The organism is Mycobacterium sp. EPa45, from assembly GCF_001021385.1.
Lineage (GTDB): Bacteria > Actinomycetota > Actinomycetes > Mycobacteriales > Mycobacteriaceae > Mycobacterium.
Genome location: NZ_CP011773.1, coordinates 2,758,993 through 2,771,944 on the forward strand (window position 1 = coordinate 2,758,993; position 12,952 = coordinate 2,771,944).

Annotated in this window: 12 protein-coding genes; 11 read left to right on the plus strand and 1 reads right to left on the minus strand. The window is 68.5% G+C overall.

From position 1 onward, the window contains the following. Positions 1 to 23: 23 nt before the first annotated feature. Genes efp through AB431_RS13170 form a run of 5 tightly spaced genes read left to right on the plus strand, consistent with a single transcriptional unit; the run spans position 24 to position 3,653 of the window. A complete protein-coding gene (gene efp, locus AB431_RS13150; protein WP_047330290.1) occupies positions 24 to 587 on the plus strand; it encodes an elongation factor P in 564 nt (187 codons plus the stop codon). Position 588: 1 nt separating this feature from the next. After that, a complete protein-coding gene (gene nusB / locus AB431_RS13155) occupies positions 589 to 1,068 on the plus strand; it encodes a transcription antitermination factor NusB (protein WP_047330291.1) in 480 nt (159 codons plus the stop codon). A 10-nt stretch (positions 1,069 to 1,078) separates the two neighbouring features. Beyond that, positions 1,079 to 1,924 carry a class I SAM-dependent methyltransferase gene (locus AB431_RS13160; RefSeq protein WP_052960279.1) on the plus strand — a complete coding sequence of 282 codons (846 nt, stop codon included), beginning with the start codon at positions 1,079 to 1,081 and terminating at the stop codon, positions 1,922 to 1,924. Then, entirely contained in the window at positions 1,924 to 2,481 is a 558-nt protein-coding gene (locus AB431_RS13165; RefSeq protein ID WP_047330292.1) for a TetR/AcrR family transcriptional regulator, read from the plus strand. The genes AB431_RS13160 and AB431_RS13165 overlap by 1 nt, the downstream gene beginning before the upstream one ends. Before the next feature lie 32 nt (positions 2,482 to 2,513). Beyond that, a complete protein-coding gene (locus AB431_RS13170; protein WP_047330293.1) occupies positions 2,514 to 3,653 on the plus strand; it encodes an acyl-CoA dehydrogenase family protein in 1,140 nt (379 codons plus the stop codon). Positions 3,654 to 3,763: 110 nt separating this feature from the next. Here AB431_RS13170 and AB431_RS13175 read toward each other — a convergent pair whose 3' ends face one another. After that, positions 3,764 to 4,966, minus strand: a complete 1,203-nt coding sequence (locus AB431_RS13175) for a serine hydrolase (protein WP_047330294.1) — start codon at positions 4,964 to 4,966, stop codon at positions 3,764 to 3,766. A 122-nt stretch (positions 4,967 to 5,088) separates the two neighbouring features. Between AB431_RS13175 and pyrR the strand changes: the two genes are divergently transcribed. From pyrR to carB, 6 genes are read left to right on the plus strand one after another with little or no spacing between them, the layout of a single operon-like run. Beyond that, complete coding sequence (gene pyrR, locus AB431_RS13180; protein WP_047330295.1) at positions 5,089 to 5,655, plus strand: bifunctional pyr operon transcriptional regulator/uracil phosphoribosyltransferase PyrR; 567 nt, start codon at positions 5,089 to 5,091, stop codon at positions 5,653 to 5,655. 28 nt (positions 5,656 to 5,683) lie between these two features. Then, positions 5,684 to 6,637, plus strand: a complete 954-nt coding sequence (locus AB431_RS13185; protein WP_144418248.1) for an aspartate carbamoyltransferase catalytic subunit — start codon at positions 5,684 to 5,686, stop codon at positions 6,635 to 6,637. Continuing rightward, positions 6,634 to 7,926: a dihydroorotase gene (locus AB431_RS13190; protein WP_047330296.1), complete on the plus strand. Its 1,293-nt coding sequence runs from the start codon at positions 6,634 to 6,636 to the stop codon at positions 7,924 to 7,926. Before AB431_RS13185 ends, AB431_RS13190 begins: the two co-directional genes overlap by 4 nt. A 31-nt stretch (positions 7,927 to 7,957) precedes the next feature. Then, positions 7,958 to 8,488, plus strand: a complete 531-nt coding sequence (locus AB431_RS13195) for a hypothetical protein (RefSeq protein WP_047330297.1) — start codon at positions 7,958 to 7,960, stop codon at positions 8,486 to 8,488. After that, complete coding sequence (carA, locus tag AB431_RS13200) at positions 8,485 to 9,606, plus strand: glutamine-hydrolyzing carbamoyl-phosphate synthase small subunit (RefSeq protein WP_047330298.1); 1,122 nt, start codon at positions 8,485 to 8,487, stop codon at positions 9,604 to 9,606. The genes AB431_RS13195 and carA overlap by 4 nt, the downstream gene beginning before the upstream one ends. Further along, positions 9,607 to 12,948: a carbamoyl-phosphate synthase large subunit gene (carB, locus tag AB431_RS13205; protein ID WP_047330299.1), complete on the plus strand. Its 3,342-nt coding sequence runs from the start codon at positions 9,607 to 9,609 to the stop codon at positions 12,946 to 12,948. Positions 12,949 to 12,952 lie beyond the last annotated feature (4 nt).

Sequence of the window (12,952 nt, forward strand, 5' to 3'; positions counted from 1 at the left end):
ATAAACGAGGAGAACGACCAACCGTGGCATCCACCGCCGATTTCAAGAACGGTCTTGTGCTGAACATCGACGGCCAGCTCTGGCAGATCACCGAGTTCCAGCACGTCAAGCCGGGCAAGGGTCCGGCCTTCGTCCGCACCAAGCTCAAGAACGTGCTCTCCGGCAAGGTCGTCGACAAGACATACAACGCCGGAGTGAAGGTGGAGACCGCGACCGTCGACCGGCGCGACGCCACCTACCTATACCGAGACGGCTCGGACTTCGTGTTCATGGACTCCGAGGACTTCGAGCAGCACCCGCTGTCCGAGGCGCTGGTCGGCCGGCTGGCCGACTTCCTGCTCGAGGGCATGCCCGTGCAGATCGCGTTCAACGAGGGTGCCCCGCTGTATCTGGAGCTCCCGGTGACCGTCGAGCTCGAGGTCGCCAGCACCGAGCCCGGCCTGCAAGGCGACCGCTCCAGCGCCGGCACCAAGCCCGCGACACTGGAGACCGGGGCCGAGATCCAGGTGCCGTTGTTCATCAACACCGGGGACAAGCTCAAGGTCGACTCTCGCGACGGCAGCTACCTGGGGCGTGTGAACGCCTGATATGGCCGACCGCAAGGCCGACAAGGGTCGGCACCAGGCGCGCAAGCGCGCCGTCGACCTGCTGTTCGAGGCCGAAGCCCGCGGTCTGACGCCGGCCGAGGTGGCCGACTCGCGAATTGGGTTGGCCGAGGCCAACCCGGACGTGTCGGCGCTCAATCCCTACACGGTGACCGTCGCCCGGGGCGTCGCCGTGAATTCGGCGCACATCGACGAGTTGATCACCTCGCACCTGCAGGGCTGGACGTTGGAGCGGCTGCCTGCCGTGGACCGCGCGATCCTGCGGGTGGCGGTGTGGGAGTTGCTCCACGCCGAGGACGTTCCGGAGCCGGTGGCCGTCGACGAGGCGGTCGAGCTGGCCAAGGAGCTGTCCACCGACGAGTCGCCGGGCTTCGTCAACGGGGTACTGGGCCAGGTCATGCTGGTGACTCCGCAGATCCGTGCGGCCGCCGCCGCGGTCCGGGGTACCGACCCGGAGGCGTAATCTCCCCGGAATGGACGCCCAGGAGCACTTCGCAACTCTGGCCGCGGTCTGGGACGCGCACGCCGAAGCCATGGACGCCGCGATGGGCGAGCACGCCTGGGCGGCACGCGCGGCGCTGGCCGTCGCACCCGGGGAACGAGTCCTCGACGTGGGCTGCGGGGCCGGGCTCTCGGCGGTGGCGCTGGGCGCCGAGGTGGGTGCCGACGGCTGGGTGGCCGCGGTCGACGTAGCCGCCGAGATGGTGGCCGCCGCCGCCCGGCGACTGTCGGCGGCCGGTGTTTCCGGTGTGGCGGTGACCGCCGACGCCGGCACTGCCGATCTGGTCGCGGTGGCCGGTTCCGGTATGCCGTTCGACGCCGTGCACGCCCGGTTCGGGTTGATGTTCTTCGACGACCCGGAAGAGGCTTTTCGCAACATCTTTCGGGCGCTGCGTCCGGGTGGCCGACTGGCCGCATCGGTGTGGCAGCAGCTGATCGGCAATCTCTGGATGGTGCTCACCACTGCGACCGCGATGCCGATACTCGGCGGGGATCGGCCGCCGCTGCCCGAACCCGGGCAACCCGGACCGTTCTCGATGGCCGATCCTGACGCCACCGCCGCGCTGCTGACCGGCGCGGGTTTCGTCGACGTCGAGATCCGCCCGGTCGAAGCGCCGTTCCTGTTCGAGGGCGATGGCCTCGCGGCGGCGGAGCGGGTGCTCAGCGCCGGGCCGCTCGGGCCGGCGTTCCTGTCCGCCGATGCGGCCACGCGACGTGCGGCAGTCGAGGGCGTCGTCGCCGCACTGGATCAATACCGCGGCCCGAGCGGTTACCTGGTCCCGGCCGCGTCGTGGTGCGTGACGGCGCGGCGACCCTGATGCCCACCGGCACGGCGGGTCGGTTGAGTGCTGCCGACTGGGTGGCGGCCGGGTTCTCGTTGCTCGCCACCGACGGCGTGAAAGCGCTGACCGTCGGACGGCTCTGCGAGCGGGTGGGCGCCACCAAGGGCAGCTTCTACTGGCACTTCGCCGACATCGGCGCCTACCGGCGGGCAATGGCCGACACCTGGGCCGAGGTGAACGACACCGACCGTGCCGAGTTCACCGGGCTGGCCGGGCTGCCGCCGCGGGAGCGGCTCGCCCGGATGATGGGAGCCCTTCTCAGCCAACGGCATTGGATGCTGGAGCGGGCGATGCGGGAGTGGGCGCGCACCGATGCCGATGTCGCAGCCGCCGTGGCGGCCTCCGACCGGCGGGTGCGCCGTGCGGTGCGGCAGGCCTACCTCGACGACGGGTTCAGCACCGAGGAGGCCGGCGTCCGGGCCGATGCGACATTCGCCGCGGGCGTCGGATTCCTGCACCTGTCGGCTACGGCTCCGGGCCCGAGAGCCGTGGCGCAACAACAGCTTTTCCTGGAGATCATGCTGCGGCACTAAGACCATACTAAAAGGTATGGTAGCGTTGGTCGATGATCAGCGACGACTTCGTGGCCTGCCTGGCCGAGCGGGCGGCCGAGGCCGAAGAGCTGCGCCGGCTTCCCGACGCCACCATCGCCGACTTCCGGGCCAGCGGACTGGCTCGCCTGCTGCTGCCGGCCCGCTATGGCGGTGAGCAGGCGCCGTTCTCTGCGATCCTGGAACCGGTGCGCCGGATGGCGCACGGCTGCGCATCCAGCGCCTGGACGCTCGGGTTCTACACGCTGCACAACTGGATGCTGGCGCTGTTCGGCGAGCAGGCTCAGGACGAGGTGTTCGCCGACGGCCCGGTGCTGTGCCCGGCGCCGCTGGCGCCGACAGGCCGCGGTGTGCCGGTGGACGGCGGCGTGCGGTTATCCGGACGATGGTCGTGGGCCACCGGGATCATGGCCGCCGACTGGGTGATGGTCGGTGCGCTGTGTGGACCCGATGACGGGGTGTATCCGGCCCTGGCGTTGCTGCCCGCCGAAGATATTGCGGTCGAGGATGTTTGGCACACGGACGGGATGCGCGGGACCGGATCGCACGACGTTCTGGTGACAGACGTCTTCGTCCCCGAGCACCGACTGGTCGGCGTCATCGATGTCTACGGCGGCACCGCGCCGGGCGCGGCGCTGCACGACGCGACGGCGTATCGGTGGCCGATGGTGCCCGCGCTGTCGCTGCTCGCGGCGATGCCGGCGCTGGGTGCCGCCGAGGCGGTCGCCGACGGGTTCGCCACCCGGCTGGGCGAACGGGTGCTGGCCTACTCCGGCGTCGCGCAGAAGCAACAGCCGGCCGCGCAGATCCGCCTCGGCGACGCCCGGGTGCGGCTACGTGCACTGCACGGGTTGCTGGGCGACACGGTCGAGACGATCGAAGGCATGGTCACCGACGGCACCCGCATTCCGCGGGCGGTTCGCGCTGCGGCCCGCGTCGCGGCCGCGCACATCGTGCACGAATCCCGGGCCGTCATCGCCGACCTCCTTGAATCCTCGGGTGCCAGTGCGCACTTCCTGCACAACCCGTTGCAGCGTGCCAAGCGCGACGTCGACGTGATCTCCGGCCATGTCGTGTTCGACTACGACGTCAGCCGCGAACTGGCCGGCGCGCTGGAGATCGGTGCGCCGGTCTCGCCGATCGCGATGGTCTAGAGGCCGACCCGGCCCTTGCTGCCGCGAGGCTGTGGTTACCGTGCGGGTTACTCGGACTTTCTGTCGACAACTACAGCTTCGGCGGTGAAGAAGGAAGTCGGGCCGATGGTCTAGAGACCCAGTGCCCCGTACGTGCGGCGGACGAACTTCGGCTGCACCGACTGCAGCTTGGCCAGCGAGGTATTGCCCGCCACCGCGGCGGCAGGTGAGCTCAGGTTCGGGTAGTTCTGGATCAGGTAGATCAGGATCAGCTCGTTGGCCGGGTCGGCCTGCCACCAGGTGCCGTACGCGCCGGGCCAGCTGAACGTGCCCAGCCCGCCGGGGCCGTACAACTGCGCGGATTTCGCCGGATCGGTCACCACCGAGAGGTTCAGGCCGAAACCGCGTCCCGTCCAGAACGGCAGCCCCAGGAACGGGAATTGCTTCTGCTCGTCGGTCAGCCGGTCGGTGCGCATCAGCCCCACCGACTCCTGGGAAAGCACCCGCGTACCGTCGACTTCGCCGCCGCCCAACAGCATTCGGGCGAACCGTAGGTAATCGTCGACGGTCGTCACCAGGCTCGCACCGCCCTGGCAGAAGCGGGGCTCGGTCACCGGAATCGGGCCCATTGCGTCATGCTGCAGACCGGATTCCTCGTCGAGGCGATACATCGTGGCCGCCCGGGCCCGTTTGTCGGGGGAGATGAAGAATCCGGTGTCCACCATGCCAAGGGGCTCGAAGATCCGCTCCGTGAGCACCGCGTGCAGAGACTTCCCCTCGATCCGGGACAAGACGATGCCCAGCACATCGGTCGCGTGGCTGTAGGTAAGCCGCTCGCCGGGCTGGTGGACCAGCGGCAGCTGGGCGACCTCGGCCAGCCAGTGGTCCTGATCCTGGCGAAAGGACACCCGGCCATAGGCCCGGCTGATCGGACCGACCACCGAGAACACGTATGCCAGCCCGCTGCGGTGGGTCATCAGGTCGTCGATCGTGATCGGCCGGCGCGCGGGCACCGTGCGATCCAACGGGCCGGTCGCATCGACCAGCACCTGCATGTCGGCCAGCTCCGGCAGCCAGCGGGTGACCGGATCGGACAGTGTGAGCTTGCCCTCCTCGATCAGCGTCATCGCGGCCGCCACCGTCACCGGCTTGGTCATCGAGGCGACCCGGAAGATCGTGTCCCGCTGCATCGGCAGCCCGGCTTCCACGTCGCGGCAACCGATCTCGTTGACCTGCAACACATTTCCACGTTGCCATGCCAGAGTGACGGCTCCGGCCAGCACGCCGGAATCGACTGCCTGCACGACCGAGGTGCGGTTGTCTGCGAGATTCACCGTCAGGATTCTACTGACCGGCGTGTTTCGGGATCCGCGCGCGAGGGGTGTTAAGCTGCCCGGCAGTTCGACATCCTTTAACGATCCGTCCAGAGAGGCGGAGAAGGAGGTCCGGAAAGCTCGTGGGCTCAACCGACCGCGAATTGATGTCCGATGCGGACGTCGGTAGAACCGTTTCCCGCATCGCGCATCAGATCATCGAGAAGACCGCTCTCGACGGTCCCGATGCACCCCACGTCGTCCTCCTCGGCATCCCGACGCGCGGCGTCACCCTTGCCGGCCGGCTGGCCGCCAAGATCCATGAGTTCGCCGGCGTCACCGTCGAGCGCGGGGGTCTTGACATCACGCTCTACCGCGACGACCTGGACTTCAAGCCGCCGCGTGCGCTTGAGGACACCTCGATCCCGGCGGGCGGAATCGACGGCGCACTGGTGATCCTCGTCGACGATGTGCTCTACACCGGGCGGTCGGTTCGCTCGGCCCTGGACGCCTTGCGCGACATCGGCAGGCCCAAGGTGGTGCAGCTGGCGGTTCTCGTCGACCGCGGCCACCGCGAGCTGCCGCTGCGGGCGGACTACGTCGGCAAGAACGTCCCCACGTCGCGCAGCGAGAACGTCAAGGTGCGGCTCATGGAGGACGACGGCGTGGAAGGTATCTGGATCGCACCGCAGGGAGGGCCGGCCCGCTGATGAGCGCTTGCGCGAAGAACAGACAATCGTGACGATCAGGCATCTGCTGTCGGCGGCCGATCTGACCAGCGACGAGGCCACCGCGATTCTGGACGACGCCGACCGGTTCCGGCAGGCGCTGCTGGGTCGCGAGGTCAAGAAGCTGCCGACGCTGCGCGGACGCACGATCATCACGATGTTCTACGAGAACTCCACCCGCACCCGGGTGTCGTTCGAGGTGGCCGGCAAGTGGATGAGCGCCGACGTGATCAACGTCAGCGCCTCGGGATCGTCGGTGGCCAAGGGCGAATCGCTGCGCGACACCGCGCTGACCCTGCGTGCCGCAGGCGCCGACGCCCTGATCATCCGCCACCCCGCCTCCGGGGCGGCCCAGCAGCTGGCCGAGTGGACGCTGGAGGACGACGGCACGGGCCCGTCGGTGATCAACGCCGGCGACGGCACGCATGAGCACCCCACGCAGGCACTGCTGGACGCGCTGACGCTGCGTCAGCGGCTCGGCGATATCGAGGGCCGCCGCGTGGTGATCGTCGGCGACATCCTGCACAGCCGGGTGGCGCGCTCCAATGTCAACTTGCTGGCGACTCTGGGCGCCGAAGTGGTGCTGGTCTCGCCGCCCACTCTGCTGCCGGTGGGGGTCTCGGACTGGCCGGTGACGGTGTCGCACGATCTGGACGCCGAGCTGCCCGCCGCCGACGCGGTGATGATGCTGCGGGTGCAGGCCGAGCGGATGAACGGCGGATTCTTCCCCTCCGAGCGGGAGTACTCCATCCGCTACGGGCTGTCCGATCGCAGGCAGTCCGTACTGCCCGGGCACGCGGTGGTGCTGCACCCCGGTCCGATGCTGCGCGGCATGGAGATCTCATACGCGGTGGCGGACTCATCACAATCGGCTGTGCTGCAACAGGTTTCCAACGGTGTGCATGTCCGGATGGCGGTGCTGTTCCATCTGCTGGTCGGAACGGATGAGGCGGTGAGCGTGTGAGCGTGTTCCTCAAAGGTGTGCGGCTCTACGGCGAGGGTGATCCGGTCGACGTCCTGGTTGCCGACGGGCAGATCGCCGAGATCGGCCCGAAGCTCACCGTTCCCGACGATGCCGATGTGATCGACGCGACGGGGCAGGTGCTGCTGCCGGGCTTCGTCGACCTGCACACGCATCTGCGCGAACCCGGCCGCGAATACGCCGAGGACATCGAAACCGGTTCGGCCGCAGCGGCATTGGGCGGTTATACCGCGGTGTTCGCGATGGCCAACACCGACCCGGTGGCCGACAGCCCGGTGGTGACCGACCACGTCTGGCGGCGCGGTCAGCAGGTCGGCCTGGTCGACGTGCACCCGGTGGGCGCGGTCACGGTGGGCCTGGGTGGCAAGCAGCTCACCGAGATGGGCTTGATGGCCGCGGGTGTGGCACAGGTGAAGATGTTCTCCGACGACGGCATCTGCGTGCACGATCCGCTGGTGATGCGCCGCGCGCTGGAGTACGCCACCGGTCTGGGCGTGCTGATCGCCCAGCACGCAGAGGAGCCTCGGCTTACAGTCGGCGCCGTCGCGCACGAGGGGCCCAATGCCGCGCGGCTGGGCCTGGCCGGCTGGCCGCGGGCGGCTGAAGAGTCGATCGTGGCTCGCGATGCGCTGCTGGCCCGCGACGCCGGTGCGCGGGTGCACATCTGCCACGCCTCCACCGCCGGAACTGTCGAGCTCATCAAATGGGCCAAGGGGCAGGGTATTTCGATCACCGCCGAGGTCACCCCGCACCACCTGTTGCTCGACGACGGCAGGCTGACCAGCTACGACGGGGTGAACCGGGTGAACCCGCCACTGCGCGAGGCCAGCGACGCGCAGGCGCTGCGCCAGGCGCTGGCCGACGGGGTGCTGGACTGTGTGGCCACCGACCACGCGCCGCACGCCGAACACGAGAAGTGCTGTGAATTCTCCCGGGCCCGGCCCGGCATGCTCGGCCTGCAGACCGCGCTGTCGGTGGTTGTCGAGACGATGGTGCAGACCGGGCTGCTGGACTGGCGCGGGGTCGCGCGGGTGATGAGCGAGAACCCGGCCCGCATCGTCGGGTTGGACGACCAGGGCCGCCCGCTGGAAGTCGGGGAGCCGGCCAACCTCGTCGTCGTCGACCCCGATGGGACCTGGGTGGTCGACGGCACCCAGCTCGCCAGCCGATCGGCCAACACCCCGTTCGCAGCGATGACGCTGCCGGCGACCGTCACGGCCACCTTGCTGCGCGGTGTCGTCACAGCGCGAGACGGGAAGAGCCCGGCATGAAGGCACAGCGAGAAGCGCAGGCGGATCGCGCATGAACGCAGCCACGGCGATCGGCTCGTTCGTCTTCGCGTTCGTGATCGTCGTCATCATCGGCCTGCTGATCGGCCGGATGCTGCGCGGCTGGAAGCAGCGGGCCCGGCGGCAGATGGACCTGCTCGGTGAACTGCCGTCGCTACCGGACATGCTGGGCTCGGCCACCGTCGCGCCGACCCGCGGCCTCTACATCGGCAGTACGCTTGCACCCAATTGGCTGGAACGGATCGCCGCCGGTGACCTCGGCTTCCGGTCCAAGGCGGTGCTGACCCGCTATCCCGAGGGCATCCTGCTCGAGCGCTCCGGCGCGACGCCGATCTGGATCCCGCAGGATGCGATCACCGCCATCCGCACCGAACGCGGGCTGGCCGGAAAAGTGATCCCAGGGGGCCGGAAGAAGTCCGAAACGCCTGCGGGCATATTGGCGATCCGGTGGCGGTTGCCGTCGGGCACCGAGATCGATACGGGCTTTCGCGGTGACGACCGCCGCGACTATGCCCGCTGGACGACAACAGGAGAAGCAGCGTGACGGGTAAAGCCCATCTGATACTGGAAGACGGGCGGGTCTACACCGGTACCGAATTCGGTTCTGTCGGAGAGACTCTCGGCGAGGCGGTGTTCTCCACCGGCATGTCCGGCTACCAGGAGACCCTGACCGACCCGAGCTATCACCGCCAGATCGTGGTGGCCACCGCCCCGCAGATCGGCAACACCGGCTGGAACCACGAGGACGCCGAGAGCCGCGGCGACAAGATCTGGGTGGCCGGTTACGTCGTGCGCGACCCGTCGCCGCGGGCGTCGAACTGGCGGGCCACCGGGACGCTGGACGACGAACTGAAACGGCAGGGCGTCGTCGGAATCGCCGGTATCGATACCCGCGCGGTGGTACGCCACCTGCGTAGCCGCGGCTCGATGAAGGCCGGGGTGTTCTCCGGCTCGGCGCTGGCGGACACCGAGGAGTTGCTCAGCCGCGTGCGCAACCAGCCCTCGATGCTGGGCGCCGACCTGGCCGGTCAGGTGTCCACCGACGCGGTCTACACCGTGTCTCCCGTTGGGGCGCAACGGTTCACTGTGGCGGCCATCGACCTCGGCATCAAAACCAACACTCCGCGCAACTTCGCCCAGCGCGGCATCGCGACCCACGTGCTGCCCGCCGACGCGACGTTCGAGCAGATCGCCGACCTGCACCCGGACGGAGTGTTCCTGTCCAACGGGCCCGGTGACCCGGCGACCGCCGACCACATCGTCGGGGTCACCCGCGAGGTGCTCGGCGCCGGAATCCCGCTGTTCGGCATCTGCTTCGGTAACCAGATCCTGGGCCGGGCGCTGGGACGGTCCACCTACAAGATGGTGTTCGGGCATCGCGGCATCAACGTGCCGGTGATCGACCACCAGACCGGCACCGTCGCGATCACCGCGCAGAACCACGGCTTCGCTTTGGAAGGCGAAGCGGGCGAGCGGTTTGACACCGACTTCGGGCCCGCTGTCGTCAGCCACACCTGTGCCAACGACGGCGTCGTCGAGGGAATCAAACTCGTTGACGGACGCGCCTTCTCGGTGCAGTACCACCCGGAGGCCGCGGCCGGCCCGCATGACGCGAATTACCTGTTCGACCAATTCATCGACCTGATGGCGGGGGAGAAGTAGATGCCACGTCGCGACGACCTCAAGCATGTCCTGGTCATCGGTTCCGGCCCGATCCTGATCGGGCAGGCCGCCGAATTCGACTACTCCGGCACCCAGGCCTGCCGCGTGCTGCGCGCCGAGGGCCTCGAGGTCACCCTGATCAACTCGAACCCGGCGACGATCATGACCGACCCGGAGTACGCCGACCACACCTACGTCGAACCGATCACCCCGGCGTTCGTCGAGAAGGTGATCGCCCAGCAGGCGGCGCGCGGCAACAAGATCGACGCGGTGCTGGCCACTCTGGGCGGTCAGACCGCGCTGAACACCGCGGTCGCGCTGTACGAGAACGGCGCGCTGGAGCGCTACGACGTCGAGATGATCGGCGCTGACTTCGACGCGATCCAGCGCGGTGAGGACCGGCAGCGGTTCAAGGACATCGTCGCCAAAGTCGGTGGGGAGAGCGCGAAGTCGCGGGTCTGCTACACCATGGACGAGGTCCGCGAGACCGTCGCCGAACTCGGCCTCCCGGTCGTCGTGCGGCCCTCGTTCACGATGGGCGGGCTGGGTTCGGGCATGGCGTACTCGGTCGAGGACGTCGAGCGGATGGCCGGCGACGGGCTCGCCGCGTCGCCCACCGCCAACGTGCTGATCGAAGAATCGATCTACGGCTGGAAGGAATTCGAGCTCGAATTGATGCGCGACAACCACGACAACGTGGTGGTGGTGTGCTCGATCGAGAATTTCGACCCGATGGGCGTGCACACCGGGGACTCGGTGACCGTCGCGCCGGCGATGACACTGACCGACCGCGAGTACCAGACCATGCGGGATCTGGGCATCGCGATCCTGCGCGAGGTCGGTGTCGACACCGGCGGCTGCAACATCCAGTTCGCGGTAGACCCCAAAGACGGCCGCCTCATCGTGATCGAGATGAACCCGCGGGTGTCCCGGTCCAGCGCGTTGGCCTCCAAGGCCACCGGCTTCCCGATCGCCAAGATCGCCGCCAAGCTCGCGATCGGCTACACGCTCGACGAGATCGTCAACGACATCACCAAGGAGACCCCGGCCTGCTTCGAGCCGACGCTGGACTACGTGGTCGTCAAGGCGCCACGGTTCGCGTTCGAGAAATTCCCCGGTGCCGACCCCACGCTGACGACGACGATGAAGTCGGTCGGCGAGGCGATGTCGCTGGGCCGCAACTTCATCGAGGCGCTCGGCAAGGTGATGCGCTCGCTGGAGACCACCCGCGCGGGGTTCTGGACCGGTCGCGACGACGACGGCTCGGTGACTGACGTGCTGGACCGGTTGCGCACCCCGACCGAGGGCCGCCTCTACGACATCGAACTGGCGCTGCGGCTGGGCGCCGACGTGGACGAGGTCGCGGCGGCCTCCGGTGTCGACCCGTGGTTCGTCGAACAGATCTTCGGCCTGGTGGCCCTGCGCCGGGAACTGCTGGACGCCCCGGTGCTCGACGAGCAGCTGCTGCGCCGGGCCAAACACAGCGGGCTATCGGATCGCCAGATCTCTTCGCTGCGTACCGAATTGGCAGGCGAAGCCGGAGTGAGGGCGCTGCGTCAGCGGCTGGGCATCCACCCGGTCTTCAAGACGGTCGACACCTGCGCGGCCGAGTTCGAGGCCAAGACGCCCTACCACTACTCCAGTTACGAGCTGGACCCGGCCGCCGAGACCGAGGTGGCCCCGCAGACCGACCGACCCAAGGTGTTGATCCTCGGGTCCGGCCCGAACCGGATCGGCCAGGGCATCGAGTTCGATTACAGCTGCGTGCACGCCGCGACCACGCTGAGCGAGTCCGGCTTCGAGACCGTGATGGTCAACTGCAACCCCGAGACGGTGTCCACCGACTACGACACCGCCGACCGGCTGTACTTCGAGCCGCTCACCTTCGAGGACGTTCTCGAGGTGTACCACGCCGAATCGCAGTCCGGGCAGGGCGGCCCGGGCGTGGTCGGGGTGATCGTGCAGCTGGGCGGGCAGACGCCGCTGGGGCTGGCCCAGCGGCTGGCCGACGCCGGCGTGCCGATCGTCGGTACCCGGCCGGAGGCCATCGACCTGGCTGAAGACCGCGGCCGCTTCGGGCAGGTGCTGCACAACGCGGGCCTGCCTGCGCCGAAGTTCGGCATGGCCACCAGCTTCGAGCAGGCCCGCGAGATCGCGGCCCGGATCGGTTATCCGGTTCTGGTGCGACCCTCGTACGTGCTCGGCGGGCGCGGCATGGAGATCGTGTACGACGAGAAGACGTTGCACGGCTACATCACCCGCGCCACTCAGCTTTCGCCCGAACATCCCGTCCTGGTCGACCGATTCCTCGAGGACGCTATCGAGATCGACGTTGACGCGCTCTGCGACGGCACCGAGGTCTACATCGGCGGCGTGATGGAGCACATCGAGGAGGCCGGTATCCACTCCGGTGACTCGGCGTGCGCGCTGCCGCCGGTGACGCTGGGCCGCAGCGATATCGAGGCGGTGCGGCGGGCCACCGAGGCCATCGCGCACGGCGTCGGAGTGGTCGGCTTGCTGAACGTGCAATACGCGCTCAAGGACGACATCCTCTACGTGTTGGAGGCCAACCCGCGGGCCAGCCGCACGGTGCCGTTCGTCTCGAAGGCCACCGCGGTGCCGCTGGCCAAGGCGTGTGCGCGAGTCATGCTGGGCACCAGCATTTCTCAGCTGCGCATAGAGGGTGTGCTGGCCGCCACCGGGGACGGCGCGACGCCCTCGCCGAATGCGCCGATCGCGGTGAAGGAAGCGGTGCTGCCATTCCACCGCTTCCGTAAGTCCGACGGCTCGGGCATCGATTCGCTGCTCGGACCGGAGATGAAGTCCACCGGCGAGGTGATGGGCATCGACCGCGACTTCGGCAGCGCATTCGCCAAGAGCCAGACCGCGGCCTACGGTTCGCTGCCGAGCACCGGCACGATCTTCGTCTCGGTGGCCAACCGGGACAAGCGCTCACTGGTGTTCCCGGTCAAGCGGCTGGCCGATCTCGGCTTCCGGGTGCTGGCCACCGAAGGCACCGCGGAGATGCTGCGGCGCAACGGAATTCCCTGCGACGTGGTGCGCAAGCACTTCGAGGAACCGGGCGACGGAAGGCCCGCGATGTCCGCGGTGGACGCCATCCTCGCCGGTGACATCGACATGGTGATCAACACCCCGTACGGCAACTCGGGGCCGCGCATCGACGGCTACGAGATCCGTTCGGCCGCGGTGTCGATGAATGTCCCGTGCATCACCACCGTGCAGGGCGCCTCGGCGGCCGTGCAGGGGATCGAGGCAGGCATCCGCGGCGATATCGACGTGCGCTCGCTACAGGAGTTGCACGCCACGCTGGGCCTTGACTGAGATG

Bases quoted from the DNA above. Each gene is read 5' to 3' on its own strand.
- nusB (WP_047330291.1), top strand. From the start codon at position 589: ATGGCCGACCGCAAGGCCGACAAGGGTCGGCACCAGGCGCGCAAGCGC.
- AB431_RS13195 (WP_047330297.1), top strand. From the start codon at position 7,958: ATGAACGCAGCCACGGCGATCGGCTCGTTCGTCTTCGCGTTCGTGATC.
- carB (WP_047330299.1), top strand. From the start codon at position 9,607: ATGCCACGTCGCGACGACCTCAAGCATGTCCTGGTCATCGGTTCCGGC.
- AB431_RS13160 (WP_052960279.1), top strand. From the start codon at position 1,079: ATGGACGCCCAGGAGCACTTCGCAACTCTGGCCGCGGTCTGGGACGCG.
- AB431_RS13165 (WP_047330292.1), top strand. From the start codon at position 1,924: ATGCCCACCGGCACGGCGGGTCGGTTGAGTGCTGCCGACTGGGTGGCG.
- AB431_RS13170 (WP_047330293.1), top strand. From the start codon at position 2,514: ATGATCAGCGACGACTTCGTGGCCTGCCTGGCCGAGCGGGCGGCCGAG.